Source organism: Halomonas sp. KG2 (genome assembly GCA_030440445.1).
Taxonomy (GTDB): domain Bacteria; phylum Pseudomonadota; class Gammaproteobacteria; order Pseudomonadales; family Halomonadaceae; genus Vreelandella.
In genome coordinates, this window is the sequence record CP098528.1 from 123,154 (window position 1) to 143,367 (window position 20,214).

At 54.3% G+C, this 20,214-nt stretch carries 17 protein-coding genes; 16 read left to right on the plus strand and 1 reads right to left on the minus strand.

The window, feature by feature from the left end; translation table 11 throughout:
* The first annotated feature begins 49 nt into the window (after positions 1–49).
* The 16 genes from NDQ72_00565 (at position 50) to NDQ72_00640 (ending at position 19,580) form a co-directional block, all read left to right on the plus strand.
* Positions 50–1,363 carry a methyl-accepting chemotaxis protein gene (locus tag NDQ72_00565; protein ID WKD28472.1) on the plus strand — a complete coding sequence of 438 codons (1,314 nt, stop codon included), beginning with the start codon at positions 50–52 and terminating at the stop codon, positions 1,361–1,363.
* A 58-nt stretch (positions 1,364–1,421) separates the two neighbouring features.
* The gene (locus NDQ72_00570) at positions 1,422–3,584 is read left to right on the plus strand and encodes a methyl-accepting chemotaxis protein (GenBank protein ID WKD28473.1); all 2,163 of its coding nucleotides are present in this window, start codon (positions 1,422–1,424) and stop codon (positions 3,582–3,584) included.
* Positions 3,581–4,453: a chemotaxis protein CheR gene (locus NDQ72_00575; GenBank protein ID WKD28474.1), complete on the plus strand. Its 873-nt coding sequence runs from the start codon at positions 3,581–3,583 to the stop codon at positions 4,451–4,453. The genes NDQ72_00570 and NDQ72_00575 overlap by 4 nt, the downstream gene beginning before the upstream one ends.
* A gap of 88 nt (positions 4,454–4,541) precedes the next feature.
* A complete protein-coding gene (locus NDQ72_00580; GenBank protein WKD28475.1) occupies positions 4,542–5,603 on the plus strand; it encodes a chemotaxis response regulator protein-glutamate methylesterase in 1,062 nt (353 codons plus the stop codon).
* Between the two features lie 36 nt (positions 5,604–5,639).
* A complete protein-coding gene (locus NDQ72_00585) occupies positions 5,640–7,325 on the plus strand; it encodes a methyl-accepting chemotaxis protein (protein WKD28476.1) in 1,686 nt (561 codons plus the stop codon).
* A 96-nt stretch (positions 7,326–7,421) separates the two neighbouring features.
* Positions 7,422–7,811: a chemotaxis response regulator CheY gene (gene cheY, locus NDQ72_00590; GenBank protein WKD28477.1), complete on the plus strand. Its 390-nt coding sequence runs from the start codon at positions 7,422–7,424 to the stop codon at positions 7,809–7,811.
* A gap of 42 nt (positions 7,812–7,853) precedes the next feature.
* Positions 7,854–8,549: a protein phosphatase CheZ gene (cheZ, locus tag NDQ72_00595; protein WKD28478.1), complete on the plus strand. Its 696-nt coding sequence runs from the start codon at positions 7,854–7,856 to the stop codon at positions 8,547–8,549.
* A gap of 117 nt (positions 8,550–8,666) precedes the next feature.
* Entirely contained in the window at positions 8,667–9,833 is a 1,167-nt protein-coding gene (flhB, locus tag NDQ72_00600; GenBank protein ID WKD28479.1) for a flagellar biosynthesis protein FlhB, read from the plus strand.
* Positions 9,830–11,914, plus strand: a complete 2,085-nt coding sequence (flhA, locus tag NDQ72_00605) for a flagellar biosynthesis protein FlhA (GenBank protein ID WKD28480.1) — start codon at positions 9,830–9,832, stop codon at positions 11,912–11,914. The genes flhB and flhA overlap by 4 nt, the downstream gene beginning before the upstream one ends.
* Before the next feature lie 53 nt (positions 11,915–11,967).
* Entirely contained in the window at positions 11,968–14,178 is a 2,211-nt protein-coding gene (gene flhF, locus NDQ72_00610) for a flagellar biosynthesis protein FlhF (GenBank protein WKD28481.1), read from the plus strand.
* Positions 14,175–14,750 carry a hypothetical protein gene (locus tag NDQ72_00615; GenBank protein ID WKD28482.1) on the plus strand — a complete coding sequence of 192 codons (576 nt, stop codon included), beginning with the start codon at positions 14,175–14,177 and terminating at the stop codon, positions 14,748–14,750. The genes flhF and NDQ72_00615 overlap by 4 nt, the downstream gene beginning before the upstream one ends.
* 67 nt (positions 14,751–14,817) lie before the next feature.
* Complete coding sequence (locus NDQ72_00620) at positions 14,818–15,258, plus strand: flagellar protein FlhE (protein WKD28483.1); 441 nt, start codon at positions 14,818–14,820, stop codon at positions 15,256–15,258.
* Between the two features lie 26 nt (positions 15,259–15,284).
* On the plus strand, positions 15,285–15,986 hold the full coding sequence (locus NDQ72_00625; protein WKD28484.1) for an RNA polymerase sigma factor FliA: 702 nt from the start codon (positions 15,285–15,287) through the stop codon (positions 15,984–15,986).
* 39 nt (positions 15,987–16,025) lie between these two features.
* Entirely contained in the window at positions 16,026–16,841 is an 816-nt protein-coding gene (locus tag NDQ72_00630; GenBank protein ID WKD28485.1) for a MotA/TolQ/ExbB proton channel family protein, read from the plus strand.
* A 4-nt stretch (positions 16,842–16,845) separates the two neighbouring features.
* Positions 16,846–17,517: an OmpA family protein gene (locus NDQ72_00635; protein ID WKD28486.1), complete on the plus strand. Its 672-nt coding sequence runs from the start codon at positions 16,846–16,848 to the stop codon at positions 17,515–17,517.
* A 23-nt stretch (positions 17,518–17,540) separates the two neighbouring features.
* Positions 17,541–19,580 (plus strand): diguanylate cyclase, encoded by a 2,040-nt coding sequence (locus NDQ72_00640; GenBank protein WKD28487.1) that lies wholly within the window; start codon positions 17,541–17,543, stop codon positions 19,578–19,580.
* 9 nt (positions 19,581–19,589) lie between these two features.
* On the opposite strand, the gene NDQ72_00645 is transcribed toward NDQ72_00640, so the two are convergent.
* Complete coding sequence (locus NDQ72_00645) at positions 19,590–20,147, minus strand: hypothetical protein (GenBank protein WKD28488.1); 558 nt, start codon at positions 20,145–20,147, stop codon at positions 19,590–19,592.
* Between the last annotated feature and the right edge of the window lie 67 nt (positions 20,148–20,214).

Genomic DNA, 20,214 nt, shown 5'->3' on the forward strand with positions numbered 1-20,214 from the left:
TTCTCTGGTGCTACGGATAGCATCGGCCACTACGGTTGTGTTTGGAGTAATGCGTGTGACACCGCTACTGCGTCAAATGATGAGCAATATGACCGTGCGTCTCAGTTGGGGGCTGGTGTTAGCCACTTTTTCAATGTTGGTGGTGGTGGCCTGCGCTATAGGTCTTTATGCGCTCCACCACGGTGCCGCTATTGTGCAGGCATCGAGTGACTTGCAGGCGCAGCAAGCGGCGTTCAGTGAGTTTGCGACACGCATTCGCTGGGTGCTGATTGGCGTGGTCATCATGACCGGTATAACGGTCGCGGTAGTGGTGTGGGGGGTGACCGTTAATGTGTTGCGTCCCTTGGATCGTCTGGTCGGTTACTTTGAGAAAATGGCCCAGGGCGATCTAAGTCAGCAAATAACCTCGCCTGGCAATAATGAAATTGGCAGGTTGTACACTGCAATGGCGCACATGCAGTCTTCACTGTCTGAAACGGTTGGCGTGGTACGCCAAAGCGGCGCGTCAATTTTTGAGCGTTCTCAGCATATCGCCAGTGGCAATAACGACCTCTCCTCACGTACCGAACAGCAGGCCTCTTCGCTAGAAGAGACGGCCTCGAGCATGGAGCAGTTGGCCTCTACCGTTGGGCACAATGCAGACAATGCATTGCAAGCCAGTCAGCTCGCCAATGAGGTAACGCTAACCGCCAGACGCAGCGGCGAAGAAGTTGCCAATATTGTTGAAACCATGCAAGACATTAGCGCCAGCTCCCACCAGGTTGCCGACATTATTACGGTGATCGATAACATTGCCTTTCAAACCAATATTCTCGCCTTAAATGCCTCGGTAGAAGCCGCCCGTGCGGGTGAACATGGCAAAGGGTTTGCCGTTGTCGCGCAGGAAGTTCGCAGTCTCGCTAGCCGCAGCGCTAATGCTGCCAAAGAAATTCGCACGCTGATCGATGCATCGCTTGGCAAAGTGGACGCGGGCACCCAACGGGTGAATCACGCGGGAAAAACTATGCAGGATCTTGTCGCTGCGGTGCAGCGGGTCAACGATATTATGGATGAGATTGCGGCTGCCTCCGAAGAGCAAAGCAACGGTATTGGGCAAGTGAATCAAGCGGTTGCCCAAATGGATCAGGTTGTTCAGCAAAATGCCCAGCTGGTTCAACAGGCAGCACGCAGCGCCAACGAATTAGAAAGCGAAGCGGCACGCCTTAGAGAAGCGGTTGAGCGCTTCCATGTGACGCCTGCCCTGGTAGAGGGGAAGTATGCCGTGCGGCCCCGCGCTCTTCAGCCAGTACCTGCCGCCCAAACCCCGGCGGCCAAAAAAACACCTGCTCGCAACACGGCAGTCGATGAGTGGGTAGCGTTTTAGGTCTTGCGGTTTAGGCTCATGACTTCCTTGGCTTCAATACTAAAAATAAGGTATGCGGATGCGTAATAACCAGCCAGTCACTCAGCGTGAAATTGAACTACAGAGTGATGATTTCCTCGTTTCGCGTACGGATCTTAAAGGGCGCATTACCTATGCAAACCCGGCGTTTATCGAGATAAGTGGTTTTCAGCACGAAGAGCTGATAGGCGCGCCCCATAACTTGATTCGGCACCCGGATATGCCGCCAGCGGCGTTTGAAAACCTGTGGCAGACCGTGAAAAGCGGTGAAACATGGCGAGGGCTGGTTAAAAACCGCTGTAAGAATGGCGACCACTACTGGGTTAGTGCCAGCGTAACGCCGATTATTGAAGACGACCAGGTCGTTGGCTATGCCTCTGTCAGGGTGCAGGCAACCCGAGAGGCGATTGCCCAAGCGGAGCAGGCCTACGCTGAAATACGTGAAGGTCGTAACAAACAGCTCTATTTAGACAAGGGGCGGTTGCGTAAGAAAGGTCTGGCCCAACGCTTAAAACGGATCCGACTGGATACTCTGCGCGCTAAATTGGTTGGCATGATTGTCGTCGCTGGTGCACTGCTGCTGGTGAGTGGTGGCCTTGGGTTGTATGGCCTTAACGTCGCAGGAGAGCGGCTAGCGACGCTTAACAATGATGGCCTGCAAGATGTTATTCGCTTACAGCAAATAGACCAGATCATCGCACAAACGCGTCAGGCCATGATTGAACCAGAGCGCATGGAGCTGATTCAACAGCGCTTTGAGATGGGTGACATGATTGCCAATAGCGCGGCGACGATTGAGTCCGCTTGGCAGCAATACTACTCCCGTGATGTCAACACGACAGCGCTAGCCAGCTCCTTCAATGCTCAGCTGCAAACCTTTTTAGACAATGGCATGTTCCAGGCGGAAACCGTCTTGCAAGCAGAAGACACGTATCAAGTGTTTACCGGTTTGGACGCAGTCATCAGTGTGATGAATAACGAAGGGCGCGAACTTTCAACGATGGTGAACCAGCTCATCGCCGAAAAACAGGTGGCCGCCGAGGTAATGGCCGCTGATGCTGAGCAAGGTCAAACCCGCATGCTAAGCGCTCAGGCCGCTGTACTAGGTGTTGGCGTGCTGGCGCTCATCCTGCTTGGGATGCTGACGTTACGTTCCATTGTTCGGCCACTTAAAAGTGCCTCCCGTTTTACCTTGCAAATCGCGGGCGGAAACCTAGCCGCAAAAGTGCCCCCCCACCAGCGGGATGAGGTTGGGATGCTGATGGAGTCGCTGAACACTATGCGGAAAAGTTTGAGCAGCATTATCAGCGATGTAAAAGGCGGTATTAATGTGGTCACCCCTGCCGCGCGAGATATTGCCAGCGGTAATGAGGCGTTATCGTCTCGTACCGAGCAACAGGCCGCGTCGCTCCAGCAAACCGCATCCAGTATGGAAGAAATGACCACGACCGTGCGTCAAAACAGCGATAACGCTCAAGAAGCACGTCGTCTTGCCGATAACAATGCTAAGCAAGTGACCCAGACCGGGGAGCTCATGTCGCAATTGGTCGAGAATATGCAGCGAATTACCCAAAGCTCGCAAAAAATGACTGACATCATCAATGTGATTGACTCGATTGCTTTTCAAACCAATATCCTGGCACTCAACGCATCAGTAGAAGCCGCCAGGGCTGGTGAGCATGGGCGTGGGTTTGCGGTGGTTGCTGAAGAAGTGCGCAAGCTAGCAGGCAGAAGCGCAAGTGCTTCTCAAGAGATTCGCGTGTTGATTGATGGTTCTAATCAAGAAGTCAATGTGGGCGCTGGGCTGGTCAAGAGAGCCGAAGTGGCGATTAGTGAGGTGGCCGACGCGGCGCGCAATGTTACCCAGATCATGCATGACATTTCGTCAGCGTCAGCAGAACAGAGCCACGGTATCGCTGAAGTGAATCAAGCCGTTGCCGAGATGGATCAAGCGACACAGCAGAATGCCGTTCGTGTTCAGGAAACAGCGCGTGCCGCCGTGGCATTAGAGCAGCAAGCGGGTCTATTGGCCCTGTCGGTTGAGGCGTTTCGTTTGAATCATCAGAGCTCGCCCACAACAGCGCTTAGCACAGCAGCTACTGCTTCTAGGCCGCCAACACTGCTCCCAGATAGACCAACTAAACCGCCTTCGTCGCCAACCACGCGGCAGCTGGCCGCAGTAGAGGAGTGGGAAGAATTTTGATCGACCAACGCGAGCGGGGAGTTGACGTCGGCCAGTGGGCATCGGGAGGGCAGATCGAACGTGATCTGGTGCTAACCGATGCCGACTTTGTGCGTATACGGGAATTGATTTACCAGCGCGCCGGAATAGTGCTTGCTGAGCATAAGCGTGAAATGGTCTACAGCCGCTTAGCCAAGCGACTGCGTCACCATGGTATTACGCGTTTTACCGACTATTTGTCTCGGTTGGAGCGTCAGCCGGACGCTAAAGAGTGGGAGGCGTTTACCAACGCCTTAACGACCAACCTCACGGCTTTTTTTCGTGAGGCGCACCACTTTCCGCTATTAGCTGAGCACATTAAGAAACAGCAAAGCCCCGTGACTATTTGGTGCTCAGCGGCGTCCACTGGCGAAGAGCCCTACTCGATAGCAATGACGCTGCTAGAAACCTTGGGGCCAAAAGCCTCCCAGGCCAAAGTCATTGCCACCGATATTGACACCGATGCACTCAGTAAAGCGCGTGCCGGTATTTATCCGCTTGAACAGGTGCGTAAATTAGACGAAGGACGGGTTAAGCGATTTTTCCAGAAAGGCACCGGTGGTCATGCAGGTTTGGCACGTATAAGGCCAGAAGTATCATCGTTGGTGGAGTTTTTGCCGCTTAATTTGCTGGGGCCACAGTGGTCGGTAAAAGGCCCTTTTGATGCCGTTTTTTGTCGTAATATTATGATTTATTTCGATAAAGATACCCAGGCCAAGATATTAAAACGGTTTGCCCCGCTAATGAAGCCAGACGCATTACTGTTTGCGGGACACTCGGAAAATTTTTCGTATATCAGCGATGCATTCAAGCTGCGTGGGCAAACGGTTTATACCCTCGCAAAAAAATAAATCGGTTACGTGCGTTGACTCCTTTTGGCAATCGCCTTAGCGGAGTGGGCTGGCACACAGGTGGCTACCGTCATAAAGGAGGCGTGCTTTGAGCGCAGCCAAAATCAAAGTGTTGTGCGTTGATGACTCGGCGCTGATTCGTGATTTACTAACGGAAATAATCAACTCTCAGTCGGATATGGAAGTCGTTGCCGTCGCGCCAGATCCCATTGCTGCGAGGGATCTGATCAAACAACACAATCCTGATGTGCTGACATTGGACGTAGAAATGCCGCGGATGGATGGTCTTGATTTTCTTGAGCGGTTAATGCGGCTTCGCCCTATGCCGGTACTTATGGTGTCATCGCTGACCCAGAGTGGCTCAGAGATTACTCTGCGTGCGTTAGAGTTAGGCGCCTTGGATTTTGTGGCCAAGCCCAGCTTGGGTATTCGCAGCGGCATGATGGAGTATGCAACTGAAATTACCGACAAGCTTCGCGCCGCTGCCCGCTCGCGCCCTCGCCAAGCCCGCCATAAAAATGCGCCGCCACCCACACAGCTAAAAGCACCCATGGTGTCGAGTGAAAAGCTGATTATCATTGGTGCTTCTACCGGTGGCACAGAGGCAATTCGCTCAGTGCTCGAACCACTGCCGGCGAATGCGCCAGCCATCTTGATTACCCAGCACATGCCGGGTGGTTTTACCCGCTCTTTCGCCGAGCGGCTAGATCGGCTGTGCCGAATTAGCGTAAAAGAAGCCACCGATGGCGAGCGTGTCTTGCCAGGCCATGCCTATATTGCCCCAGGCGATCAGCACCTAGAGCTTGTCCGCAGTGGTGCTAACTATGTCGTGCGCTTAAATGATGGCCCACCGGTCAACCGTCATCGTCCTTCTGTTGATGTGCTGTTTCACTCTGCTTCCAAGCATGCGGGTAAAAACGCCATTGGTGTGATTTTGACCGGCATGGGAAAGGATGGCGCTGTAGGTCTTCTTGAAATGCGTGAGGCCGGGGCGGCCACCATTGCGCAGAATGAACAAAGCTGCGTGGTGTTTGGTATGCCAAGAGAAGCCATCGCCGTTGGGGGAGCCGTCGAAGTGGTTGCTTTAGATGATATTCCATCGCGGTTGATGGCCTTAATTGCCGCTTCAGGGCGTGCTCAGCGGGTATAACACCCCATTGCGCATAAATAAAAAAAGGGACAAAACATGACACGCTCACTGCGTCATATCAGTATTCACTCTGCCGTTATTGCCGCGTTGGCTAGCTTCGTCATGCTGATAGTGGTGTTAGCTGGTATCAGTTTTATGGCAGACCGCAATGCTCAGGCTAACCTGTCAACCTATAGTCTCATCAGTAATAGTCAGCTCAATGAGATTAATCGCGCTGACTCGTTGCTCAATCAGGGGATGCTGGCCATGGAGACGGCATCCAATTTTTTAATGGTCGGTCAAACGCGCCAATCCAATGCCCAGGTCGACATTGCTCTGGATCGAATTGCACGTTCCGAAGAGCGTTTTGAACGCTTCGCTGCGACGACAAACGATGCATTGGGCGAGGCATTGATAGATGACTTTCGCGACGTACTGGCCTTGGTCAAGCAGCAGCATGCGACGTTCGAAACCATGGACATCAATGCTTTTAATCGGCTTCGGGGCGAGCTGGTTGAGCCATTGAGCAATTTAGCCAATAGCGCCACTGCTTTTGTGCAGCATGGTTTTCAGCAGGTAGATAGCATTCGTGGCGACGCTGAAGCGCAAGGCGATGTGTTTATGTTAGTCAATGCGCTTGCCGTGGCAATTGCGCTATTGGTGACTGCGTTCATCTATATAGCATTACGCCGTACGGTCATCGCGCCGTTGAATGACGCCGTAAGGCGACTGGACAAAATTTCCCAGGCTGACTTAACGGAGCCCGTTCCCGCATCAGGCAAAAACGAAGTGGGGCGTCTTTTTTCAGCGATGGGCACGATGCAGCAAAACCTGACGGCGATTGTGACGCGGGTTCGTGAAGGCAGTAGTGAAATTCATCACGGCACGCGAGAGATAGCCAGTGGCAATGCGGATCTGTCATCACGCACTGAGCAGCAGGCTGCTTCGATCGAAGAAACGGCCGCCAGCATGGAACAAATGACGGCCACGGTTAAACAAAATGCCGACAATGCGCGTCAGGCAAGCACGCTGGCAGCAGATGCCTCCACTACTGCCGAGCAGGGGGGCCAAGTGGTCGAGCAGGTAGTGCAGACAATGCACGGTATTTCTACCAGTTCCCAGAAAGTGGCAGATATCACCAGTGTGATCGACTCTATCGCCTTTCAAACCAATATTTTGGCACTCAATGCCTCGGTAGAAGCGGCACGCGCTGGCGAGCAAGGGCGTGGTTTTGCCGTTGTGGCAGGAGAGGTTCGCAACCTTGCCAGCCGCAGTGCCGATGCGGCTAAAGAGATTAAAACACTGATTGATGCCTCCGTTGCACAAATCAAGCAAGGCTCTACGCTGGTAGAGCAAGCGGGCACCACCATGTCCGATGTGGTGACGGCTGTCCGTCGGGTGACCGATATTATGGATGAGATTTCTGCAGCGTCTCAGGAGCAGAGCGATGGCATTGAACAGGTAAGCCAAGCGGTAGGGCAGATGGATGAAGTGACCCAGCAAAATGCAGCGCTGGTTCAGCAAGCCTCCGCGGCGGCTATGTCGCTCGAAGAGCAAGCAAACAAATTAGAAGAGGCGGTGGCTGTCTTTGCTTTGTTAACTAGCCAAGAGGGCGTGCAGCGTCAAGCACTGCCAGCGAGTAGCCAAGTAAACGTGCCTGCTGCCAGGCCGCAGGCAGCCACTGCACCCAGCCCTCGCCGAATCCCAGAGCCTAGCCACCACGATGAGTGGGAAGCGTTCTAGGTTTTAAGGATTGTTGTAAGAGCCGTTTTAGGACGGTTTTAAGAACGGTTTTTAAGCATCGCTATGTAAGAAATAATTTGATTGAGAGGATGACCAATGGCCGATAAGAACATGAGTTTTCTGGTAGTTGACGATTTTCCCACCATGCGTCGGATCGTTCGCAGCTTGTTGAAAGAGCTAGGTTTTACCAATGTTGATGAAGCAGAAGATGGTCAGGACGCGCTGAATAAGCTGCGTGCGGGTAACTTTGAATTCGTCGTCTCTGATTGGAATATGCCAAACCTGGACGGCTTAGAAATGCTGAAAGAGATCCGCCAGGATGAAGCACTAAAAGGGTTACCCGTATTGATGGTGACCGCGGAAGCCAAAAAAGAGAACATCATCGCGGCCGCTCAAGCGGGCGCTAATGGCTACGTCGTCAAGCCGTTTACAGCAGCCACTCTCGAAGAAAAGCTAAATAAGATCTTCGATAAGATGGGTAAATGAAGCGGCTGCGCCTGAGTGCTCGGTTAACGAGGAGACAACACGATGAGTCAGCATGAGCAGGATAGCGCTACCCAGCTATCTGAGGAAGCCGCTGAAGACCTGATCTTTCGCATCGGCAAACTTACCCGCATGTTACGCGACAACATGCGAGAGCTGGGTCTGGACAAAGAGATCGAGAAAGCAGCGGAAGCAATTCCTGACGCGCGTGACCGGTTGCATTACGTCGCTACCATGACTGAGCAGGCGGCTGAACGTGCATTAAACGCCATTGATCGCGCTCAGCCATTGCAAGACCAACTCTCTGACCGTGCTGAAGCGCTCGATAAGCGCTGGGCAGAGTGGTTTGAAGCGCCCCAAGAGTTGGATGATGCCAAAGCCTTGGTAAAAGAGACACGCACCTATCTAAGTGATGTGCCAACCATCGCTGCAGCGACAAATAAAGAACTGCTCGATATTATGATGGCCCAGGATTTTCAAGACCTTACCGGCCAAGTTATCAAAAAGATGATGGATGTCATCCGAGAAATTGAGCATCAGTTGGTGCAGGTGCTGATTGATAACGTGCCGGGTGCTCATGTACGTGAGTCGATGCAGCGTAAGGCAGAAGACCAATGGAAAAATGACAACGCACGTCGTAATGAAGAGCTGTTGAATGGCCCTCAGGTGAAGGACAATGCGCCCGACATCGTGACTGGTCAGGATCAGGTCGACGACTTATTGGACGAATTAGGCTTTTAATGCGTTGTTATTAAGACATTGTGAAAGGCAGTATCTGGCACTATAGGCATTTGTTCAGCCGTCCCTCGGGGCGGCTGAATTTATGATAAGCCACGCAAGATACCGCCGGATGGCCGCATGGCAGATAACGACAGCGATCAGGAAAAGACGGAAGAGGCCACACCCCGACGCTTAGACAAAGCCCGGGAAGAAGGCCAAGTACCCCGGTCTCGAGAACTGGCGACCTTTTTGCTGCTATTGGGCGGTGTAATTGGGCTGTGGAGCATGGGGCAAATGCTCTATGACCAGTTGGGCATGGTGATGGAGCAGGCCTTCTTATTCGAGCGCCGTCATGCCATGGAAAGTACCCCGATGCTGGTCAATGCGCTGGACCTGGGGCAGCGCACACTATTTGCAATGCTGCCGCTGTTCTTGCTGTTGACGGTGATCGCCCTGGTCGCACCCGCATTACTAGGGGGATGGTTAGTCTCGGCAAAATCAATGCAGCCCAAACTGTCGAAGCTAAACCCAGTGAAAGGGTTAAAGCGTATTTTTTCGTCCCAGGCATTGATTGAATTAACCAAAGCGATTGCCAAATCCATCCTGGTCGGCGGCATTGCATCGGCGTTTCTGTACGCCAACCTTGGTAAGTTCATGGGGCTAATGAATCAGCCCATTCAACAAGCATTGGCGACCGCATTGAATATGTCGGCGCTAGCCGCTGGCCTGATCGTTTTATCGCTAGTGGTGGTTATCTTAATTGATGTGCCTTTTCAGCTTTGGAGTAATGCGAAAAAGCTGCGTATGAGCAAGGAAGAGGTTAAGCGAGAGCATAAAGAGTCGGAAGGCGACCCCCACGTCAAGGGGCGTATTCGCCAGCAGCAGCAAGCAATGGCCAGAGGGCGGATGATGAGTAAAGTGCCTGATGCCGACGTTATTATCACCAACCCAACCCACTATGCGGTGGCCCTAGCGTATAAGGAAGGTAGCATGGGCGCCCCGCGGCTAGTGGCCAAAGGGGCCGATGTAGTGGCCGCACGTATCCGCGAAATAGGCTTGGAAGCCGGTGTGCCGCGATTGGAGGCCGCTCCCTTGGCGCGCGCTTTGTATCATCACGTGGATTTAGACGCTGAAGTGCCTGCGGAACTGTATACCGCAGTGGCTGAAGTGATGGCCTGGGCTTACCGCCTGAAGCAGGTCGCACAACAAGGAGGCGAGGTGCCCCCAACCCCAGACAATTTATCGGTCCCTCCCGAAATGGAACATTCCAATCGAGATGCCGGTGGCAGTGAGGCGCAATCATGAAAGGCTTAACCCAATTGATCAATCAGCGCGATTGGATGGGCGATGTGCGCATGAAGCTGCTCGCAGGGCCGCTGCTGATTCTGATGATCTTGGGCATGATGATTCTGCCCTTGCCGCCCTTCGCGCTCGATTTGCTGTTCACGTTCAATATCGCACTGGCCATCATGGTGCTGCTGGTCAGCATGTTTGCGGAAAAGCCACTCGATTTTGCCGCTTTCCCTGCGGTGCTGTTGTTTACCACGCTATTACGGCTATCGCTCAATGTGGCCTCGACCCGTGTTGTACTGATGGAAGGCCATCAAGGCGGAGATGCGGCCGGTAAAGTTATCGAAGCGTTTGGTACCTTCCTGGTCGGCGGTAATTTTGCCGTTGGTCTGGTGGTCTTTTTGATCCTGGTGATCATCAACTTCATGGTTATTACCAAGGGGGCTGGGCGTATTGCCGAAGTGGGCGCTCGCTTTATGCTGGATGCCATGCCCGGCAAACAGATGGCGATTGATGCGGACCTGAACGCAGGCCTGATTGGTGAAGAGGACGCTAAAAAGCGGCGCGCTGAAGTCGCCCAGGAAGCAGATTTTTATGGCTCTATGGATGGTGCGAGCAAGTTTGTGCGTGGTGATGCCATGGCTGGCTTGGTCATCATGGTGGTCAATATTATCGGTGGGTTACTGATCGGCATGATGCAGCACGACATGGGTTTTGCTGATGCCGCCCGTACCTATACCTTGCTAACCATTGGCGATGGTTTGGTGGCCCAGATCCCTGCGCTGGTGATTTCAACCGCCGCCGGTGTCACCGTGTCGCGCGTCAATACTGACCAAGATGTTGGTCAGCAAATGATCAGCCAGCTATTTATTAATCCTCAGGTCATGATCCTCTCTGCGATGGTGATGGGGCTGCTGGGCATGGTGCCAGGAATGCCAAACCTGGTATTTCTGATTTTTACAGCCCTACTGGCGGGTTTGGCATGGTATTTGATTCGCCAAAAAGAACAGGCGTTGGTAAAAGAGGAAATCTCAGCCGTGCCACTGCCCCAACAAGAGTCACCGGAAGCCAGTTGGGAAGATGTGCAACTGGTTGATACGTTGGGGCTTGAGGTGGGGCATCGGCTTATTCCCCTAGTGGACTCCCGCCAGAAAGGGGAGCTGCTGGCTAGGATTAAAAGTGTGCGTAAGAAGTTTGCCCAAGAAGTTGGGTTCTTACCGCCTGTGGTGCATATACGCGATAACCTGGAACTGCCGCCGAATACCTACGTACTCTCTATGAAGGGGGCGGAAATTGGCCGTGCGGATGCACAGCCGGGCAAATGGTTGGCAATCGACCCAGGTCAGGTCTCAGGCGAATTACAGGGGACGCCCACCCAAGACCCGGCCTTTGGTTTGCCCGCCATCTGGATCGATGCCAATCAGCGTGAACACGCCCAGGTGTACGGCTATACCGTGGTGGATGCCAGCACGGTCATTGCTACTCACTTAAACCACCTGCTGCATCGCCACTCGCCAGAAATGCTGGGGCGGCAAGAAGTGCAAAAGCTGCTCGATAAGCTGGGTGAGGATCAAAAGTCGCTAGTCGAAGAGGTGGTGCCGAAAGCCATTTCACTCACCGTACTGCAGCGTATTCTGCAGAATCTGCTCGATGAAGATGTTTCGATACGCGATATGCGCACGGTGCTGGATACGCTGGCAGAGCATGCTGGGCAGCAAAAAGATGCTAATGAGCTGACCGCACTGGTGCGTGTTGCCTTGGGTCGAGCGATTACCCAGCAGTGGTTTGCCGGTCAGGAAACGCTCAACGTGATGGGGCTTGATGCCCAGTTAGAGCAAGTGCTTATGCAGGCCATGAATGGTAACGGTGCGATGGAGCCAGGGCTGGCTGATACGCTCATGACGCAGGCACAAGAGGCCCTGGAGCGTCATGAAGGTAGCGGTGAAGCGCCGGTGCTGGTTGTACAGCACTCGCTGCGTGCTGTGCTATCGCGTTTCTTACGTCGGCGCGTGCGTCATTTGGTGGTGATGTCTCAAGCAGAAATACCGGATGACCGTACGTTACGAGTCACTACGGTAGTAGGAGGACGGGCGTGAGATTGACGCAGAACACCCGTTACCAAACCATCAAAAAGAGGCGCAGGTAAAGCATGAGCGTGAGACGATTTGTTGGAGCAAGCAGCCGCGATGTGATGCGCCAAGTGCGCGAAACATTAGGTGATGACGCTTTAATTGTCGCCAATCGCCGTACCGAGGGTGGGGTTGAAATATTGGCGATGGCGGATGACGCGGTCGATCATTTTGAACCTTCCCCTACGTCGCCACTTCCACCTACCCCAGCTCCCCAAATCGCCTTTTCAGCGCAAGATTCCGATCCGCTGCAGGCAATGAGTGAACGCTTGCTGCGCGAGATGCAGGAAATGCGGGAGCTGCTTTCCCAGCGGCAGCCAGCTGCCGATGCGCCCGTTGCTGCCACCACTGACGACCCTATCTTTCGTTTGCGCCAGCACCTGCTTAGCGTTGGTTTCAGCGAGGAGCTAAGCGACGAGGTGCTGGCGGCGCTGCCGACGTCATTGGCTCAGCCGGATGCCGATAGCGCGCTTGCGATGGAGTGGCTTCGTGGGCAGCTAATGGCGCGGTTACCGGTACTGAAAGAACAAACCGGTTTTTTCGATCAAGCGGGAATTGTCGCGCTGGTGGGACCTACGGGGGTTGGGAAAACCACTACCACTGCGAAACTAGCAGCTCGTTTCGTGATGCGCCACGGTACGCGCCCTGTGGCCCTTGTCACCACTGATAGCTTTCGTATTGGTGCCCACGAGCAGCTTCGAATTTATGCCCGCCTGCTTGATACCCCCATGTATGCCTTAGACGCCGAGCAGCCGATTGATGAGCTGGTCGGACGACTGCAAGGTAAACAGTGGGTGATTATCGACACCGTCGGTATGAGTCAGCGTGACCAGCGGGTGATTGAGCAAATTGCCCATTTGCAGGGCGGGCAAGCGTCCGTGCGCTTAGTGCTGTTGTTGAATGCAGCTAGCCAGCCTGAAACGTTGGAAGAGGTCGTGTTGCGCTATCGCCAAGCCGCACGGGCGGCTGGTGCTGAGTTGGATGATTGCATTATCACCAAGCAGGACGAAGCTGGCCGGTTAGCCCCCGTGCTAGATATTGTCATACGCCATGGCTTGCGCGTGTTATTTGGTTCGAACGGACAGCGTGTTCCAGAAGATATGGCGGTTGCAGACCCTGCTGCGCTGGTCGATCAAGCGCTTAATACCCCATTGGGGAGGGTGCGTGAAGAGCGATCTTCGCCCTCCGCTGCGCAGCCTCACTCGGTGAGTCTGCCGCGCTGGTCGCGAGACGTGCTGGGGCAAGGGCGCCGCCTCAGCTCTGTGCTGACGCGGCTGCGTGAAAGGATTGTTGGGTTTTCAGCGCTAGAGTCGGTATGGGATATCGCCTCCTTACCGGGCGTGCTGCAAGATAAACGCTTGGATGCACTATTGGCTAGCGAGCCCTGCGCGGATAAGGGGCTGGGCATGGCATGGTCTCCCCGCCGTAATGAGCGGGGCTGTGACTGGTCGATGCCCGATCTTGGGCTAGACGCCGATGGCGGTTGGCTAGCGTTAACCAGCCTACAGCACCGTCAGCCCGCAGGCTGGCAATCACGGCTGCTGCACCAGGGCGAAACGATGGGGGCTGCCGTACATCTGCTCCCCGTGTTTCCCGACCCCGCCACGTTAGCGTGGCTAGAAGCCCAACACTTGACCTGGATCACGCAAGTAGCTGCCACTCAACGGGTATACTGTCAGGGCGAGCGTTATGCCCAGCGTCAGCTGCTCACAGATAGCCCGCTCACACATCACACTGATCTGCGTTTTCGTGGTCAGACGGTGCAGCTATGGCACACCCACATTGCTGTCGAGGACGCCGCTGGTACACCGCTGTTGGCATGGGTTGGTGAAGTTCGCGATCCAGAAAATGGCAAACGCATCGCGCGTCGCTACTGGTTAACGCCTGCCCGATTAGGTGCAGATGTGCGTTCGCTGCTGGTTATCCAGCTGCAAAGCGAAGGGGTGTCTAGCCTAACCAAACGCGCTTGGCAGCAGTTGAAAGATGCGGATGATGGTGAAGTAAGCACGGAGGTACGCTTATTGATGGCCAGCGGTGTCGCCGCTGCAGCGGGACACTTAGATATCGCCAATGATGACGCTGCGATAGCCCTGCGTTCCGATTTGTTAAGGTTGTTGGGCACCACGCGTAAGCGGCGCGACACGGCGATGCTAGATGCGCTTGTTCACGCGTTTATGGCCCGTGACGCTATTCGCCAACTCAGCAGCGTTAGCCGTGAGGGGCTGGCATGAGTGCCCAGGATCAGGCAGCGGGCCTGCGCAAGTGGGCAGATTTACAGCGCCAGCAGCGCCAAGCAGAGTCAGTTGAGAGTGACCCCACGGGAGACGAACTTGCGGCTGAGCCACTGGCCGCTATGACCGATTCTTTAACAGTGCCGCCTGCCGCCCAAACGCAAGCCAGCGCACCGCCCTCGGTGCCGCAGAAGCCGCTTATCGTGATCGGTATGCCTAACGGTGGCGATCAGCAGGTGGCAAGAGTAAAAGGGCGCCTAGCTCAATGGTCAGTGCTGGGGCGACGTTGGGCTGGCGACCCGGATGATTGGGATATTCACATCGTCAATGCGGATGCCGCTAATCTTGGCCAACTGAAAGAGCGCTTTCCGCGTTGGGCGTTATGGATTAGTAGCGATGCCGATGCTTTCGCACAGATGTACCGCTCGTTGCGGCAAATGCAGGAAAACGGTGGCCCTAGGCAGCTGTTAGCGCTGCACGAGCCAAACTTGCCGCGCAGAGGGCTGCTCGATAACCTGCGCGAAGCCGCTAGCTATTACTTAGATATAGAGCTTTTACTGCTGGCGCGATGAACGCTAGCCTGATGCCATGTAACCGTGTTTTAACAGCGGCTATCAAGCGCCCCGATAAGGAATAACAATGTCGATGCTCGCTGACTTCAAGGTCGATATCTGCAAAGCCGACAGGCTGCTCAAAACCGTGTTGATGGTGGCGCTAAGTGCCATCACCATGAGTGCTTATGCCGCTACGGGTAGCTGGAGTAGTGAGGTGCCCAGCGTACTGGTAGCGATGAGTGACCGAGCTGTCAGCAGCCAGCCCATTCAACCACCGGCAGGGGCGCAGGTAGAGCATGCTGCGATAGAGCGTATTCATTGGCGTTTTCAAATGCCGGTTAATGCGCCGGTTAATGCGTGGCTATGCCACCCTGAGCAGTGTGTTCCTTTAACCGCTATGCGAGGTTCAACCACTGCGTTAGCTGGGAAACAGATCAGTGGGCCGCTGCACTTTCGTTTTGCGTTGACGCCGGGCCAGCGCCCGGTACGGGTGCAGGAACTGCAAGTGATTGTGAATTACCAGTGAACAGAGTTCAGCCGTGAGGCACGAGGATGTATACAGCACAAGGCAGGATTAAACAGAGCGAGCTGTTAACCCAATACATGCCACTGGTAAGACGTCAGGCCTTAACGCTGCAGGTAAGACTACCCGCAAGTATTGAGTTGGATGATCTTATTCAAGCTGGCATGGTGGGCTTATTAGAAGCGCTAGGGCGTTTTGATGCGACCCAGGGGGCAACGTTCGCCACGTTTGCAAGTCAGCGTATTCGCGGTGCCATGATGGATGAACTGCGCACACGTGACTGGTTGCCGCGTAGTGTACGCCGTTCTGCCAGAGCCGTGGATGATGCGGTGCGTCGCCTTGAACAGCAGTTAGGGCGCCCGCCGGAAGAGAGTGAGATCGCGCGTGACCTGGATATGCCGCTTAGTGAGTATCAGCAATTGCTCAATGATACGAACAGTGGCCAGTTGCTGCCCTTCGAAGAACTGGTGGCCGAAGGGGCCGAGTCCGCCAAAGAGGAAGCCACTAACCTGCCCTTCGATCAGTTGTTAGATAAACAGCAACGCCAGTCGTTAATTGACGCGATTGACGCCTTACCTGAGCGTGAAAAGCTACTGATGGCGTTGTATTACCAAGAAGAGCTGAACCTTAAAGAAGTCGGGGCGGTGCTTGGAGTGACCGAATCCCGTGTCTCCCAGCTTCACAGCCAAGCGATTAGCAGGCTTCGCGCTCGCTTATATGACACCACCTAACGCCACTATTAATCACGACTAACCGGCGAGGAGCCGTTGATGAACCCATCTACGCTGATCGGTATTTTTGCCAGCATGCTGTTGCTGGTAAGCGTGCTGTTTTTTACTGCAGAGTCGCCAGAAAGCTTTATCAACTTGCCGGGGCTAGCCATTGTGGTAACGGGCACCTTGGCGGCTACCTTTATTAGTTATCCGCTGAAAGAAGTGCTACGCGTGGTGCGCCTGGTGGGATTGGTATTTCGGCGTGAAAACACCTATGTGCGTGATGATATCAACGAACTGGTTTCCATGGCGCGGCTGTGGTTCAAAGGCGATGTCAGGGCGGTTGAGAAGGAGCTAGAGCACACGCGTAACCCCTTTTTGCGCACCGGGATTCAACTGGTGATTGCTAACACGAAAGAAGACGAAATTTTCGATATGTTGCGCTGGCGCATCGCACGATTAAAAGCACGCGAGCATGCTGAGGCGCAGATATTTCGTACTATGGCCACCTACGCGCCCGCGTTTGGCATGATTGGCACCTTGGTGGGGCTGGTCAATATGCTGGAAGTAATGGATGCGGGCGATCTTGACGTTATTGGCCCGCGCATGGCGGTGGCTCTGCTGACAACGTTCTACGGTATTCTGCTCGCCAACCTGGTGTTCAAACCGATTGCCGTCAAGCTAGAGCGGCGCACGGAAGAACGCCTTATCACCATGAACATGGTGCTGGAAGGCATTTCGTTAATTACCAAACGGCGGCTGCCTTCTTTTATTGAAGAAACGCTCAATTCCTTCGTTGCTAACTATCATGACGAGATCCGCGATGCTGCTGTAAAACCGCGGCCAACGGTTAGTTCTGCGGCAAAAGGGTAGCGCCATGCTAGATCGTGATTCACGGCACGCGTTGGAATTGCCCACTGTGCCAGGAGAGGGCGATGAAGGTTGGCTAACGAGCTATTTAGACGTATTAACGCTGTTAATCACGCTATTTGTCTTACTGCTTGCGTTGACGCCGCCGGGGGGAGGGGAAGCCTTTGACCGTGATAGAATGCATTCTGTAAGTGCTATCACCTCGCTTCCGTTGGCCAGCTTAGCAACCGGTATTCATCCTCGGCACAGCGGGCTCAAGCCGCGAATGACTGAGCTTAATATCCCCGGGGTTAGTGTCTCTCAAGGTGAAGAAGGTGTTACGCTGCGCATCGACGACAGCTTGCTTTTCCCTAGTGGTGATGCCGTACTAACGCCCCAGGGGCAAGATGTGTTAGAAAGCCTTCTGGCAGTGTTAGCATCCTTTGAGGGGCAAATTTCAGTAGAAGGGCATACGGATAATGTTCCTATTGCTACCTCTCGCTTCCCCTCAAATTGGGATCTCTCGGTTGGGCGCGCCATTGCGGTGGTCCAGCATCTTGAGCGCCAGGGAGTTGCTATTTCACGTATGCGGGCAGTCGGTTACGCCGATACCCAACCCATGGAAAGTAACGCAACACCGGAAGGTAGATCCGCCAACCGGCGCGTTGAACTGTTGCTAAGGCAGCAGACTGAGGGGTAAAGAGATTTCTTGAGGCCATCTCTGTGTCGAAGCATCACTCGCTACTACAGTCGTTCGGTGCATTACTGGTGCTCGATGCTGACTGTCGGCGCATACAGGCATTTAGTAGCAACTTTGTTGAATTGCTGAGAGTAAGCCTTCCTGAAGGGCATCTCGCAACGCTCTCCAGCGTTCTAGGCAAGCGCTTAAGCCAGCGCGTACGCTACGAGCTACAAGGTCAGCAGCGTTTGCCGGGGCCACTCACCTTTAAGTGTCCCGCTCGATCAAACCGTTTCCAGTTACATGCTTACCGTGCCGGTGCGCATGTGTTAGTTGAGATAGAGCCCCTTCATACCCTCGGTAAGCAGCGTTTGCTTGGCACGGTGAACGAACGCCTGATGCGCTTAGCGGAAGCGACCCATCAAGAAGAGCTACTTGATTACCTAGTGATGTCGGTACAAGAATTAACCGGACATGACCGGGTGTCTGTATGCCATTTCGATAGCGACTGGCATGGTTTGATCGTGGCCGAGTCATTAGCTAAAGGGCGCGCTCAGTCGAGTGTCGAATTGGCGGCAGTTCGTTTGCCTGCCTTGTTAGGGCAACGCTTTCCCGCCAAAGACTTCCCTATTGCACTACGACGCGCCTATGAGCGCCATCCGGTGCGGCTGATCCAAGATGTTGCAGCACCCTATGAGCACTTACTGCCGGCGAGTGCGGTGGTAGATGTAAGTGACAGCTTCTTGCGTGCCCCGGCCCCTGAGCGCCAACAGTACTTACAGCGACTTGGCGTGCGCGGCGCATTAAGCGTGGCCATGCAGGGAGATACCGGCCTGTGGGGGCTGCTATTCTGCCACTCGGCAGCGGCTTACCCCGTAGCGCCGCCCGTACGAGATGCGGTACGCACCTTGGTGCAAATGGCTACGCAGCGGCTGTTACTGCTGAGAGCTCGCCAAGAGGCGCGCTATTTGCAGCGCGTACAAGATAGCCTGGTGCTTTCAAGCAATAATCGCTTAAAGCCTCAGGGGCCTTATCAGCTGTTTGCGGAGCATGCCGAGACATGGAAGTCGCTCTTTCGTGCCAATGGCGTTGCGTTATGGGTGAAGGGCAGTATCTATCAATCAGGCAATACGCCCAAGCCGGAAGCGATCGGCCAGTTGGTCACGCGGATTGAAAAATCCCATATCCATAGTGGGCCATGGTGTACCCAAGAGACAGCCAAAGAGCCGCTAACATGCTCTTTAGACATGCTAGAGCAGAGTGGAGTACTCGCCGTGCCGCTGCCTACCGACCCTGCTCAGCGCGGCTGGCTGATGTTTTTTCGTCCTGAGCAAGTGGAAACGCTCTACTGGGCGATGCAACCCTCTTCTGCATCCCTGCCACCTATGATGATGTCGCCTTCTGACGCGTGGTGCGAGGAGGTCACAGGAAAAAGCGAAGCCTGGCAACGGGTTGAGCGGCTAGCCGCGATGGATCTAGGGGAAGATTTAACGCTGGCCATTTCTGCTTATGAGATCAGCACGCTCAATATGCATCTGGAGCGCGAGCGTAAAGCGCTGGCAGAAGCGAATCAGCGGTTAGAGCAGCTGGCACATTTTGACCCGCTCACTCAGGTGTGGAACCGCTACCGCATCGAGCAGGCTATTGATGCAGAACTGGTAGCCGCAAAACGCTATGGGGCGGCTTTCGCGCTGTTGTTATTTGACGTCGACCATTTTAAACAGATCAATGACACCCTCGGCCATAGCGTGGGAGATGATGTGCTGATTTCGCTAGCCCGCATGGTGGAAGGTTCACTGCGGGGCTGTGATCATTTGGGGCGCTGGGGAGGGGAAGAGTTTGTGGTATTGGCGACCCACTCCAGTATGGAAGCCGCTGAAGGGCTTGCTGAACGATTACGTGGGCTAGTGGCAACACTGCAGGTGAAGGGCTTGGGCCAACCGATAACGGTCAGCATCGGTGTCGCAGTATGGCAGCCCGATGATAGCTGCAAGACTATCATCGCCCGGGCCGATGCTGCGATGTACCGAGCTAAACATAATGGGCGTAACCGCGTTGAAATTGCTGAAAAAAGCGTGCAGTGACACGCGCTATCATTGGTCGTCGGCGCGGTCGCATAAGCGCTGTATTCTCGCTATGGCGTCATCAGCACCGTCAAGACTAAAGGTCATATACCAAGGGTCGCTATCCTGTTGATCGAAGCCAATAAACAGCTGCTCTCCCTGGCGCATTTGCGCCATTAATGTTTGCAGGTCGCTTAGGTAGAAGTGCGCATAAAACCCATCATCGCCACGCTCGGTAATAAACTCGGCCATGGTATCAATGATCGGCGTGTCATCCACCCGGATCCTGGTAGGCACTAAGTTAACCGCGCGACTTTCGCCTTGCTGTTCAGCCAGCGTGACCCGCATTTCCAACCACGGTAAGTCGCAAACACCTGGAGTTGCGTTCAAGCTCAAGGTGGCATCCGAATAGCTATGGGTTTCCACGGCGCGAAAGTGCCGCTCACTGCCTAACGTTAACGCCATTGACTGCCAATGATTGTGGGGCTGTACGGCATCAATATTGAACGTTGCTGCCATGCTAGGCAGCGCAGTGCTGGAAAGTAGGGCGCTGAAGGTCGCTAACGCAAAAGGCTTTAAAGTAGGCATAGGGGTGGCATCGCACAAGAAAAACATTAGCCTATCGTTTGTTGAAGATAAGCAAAAGGTAACGCGC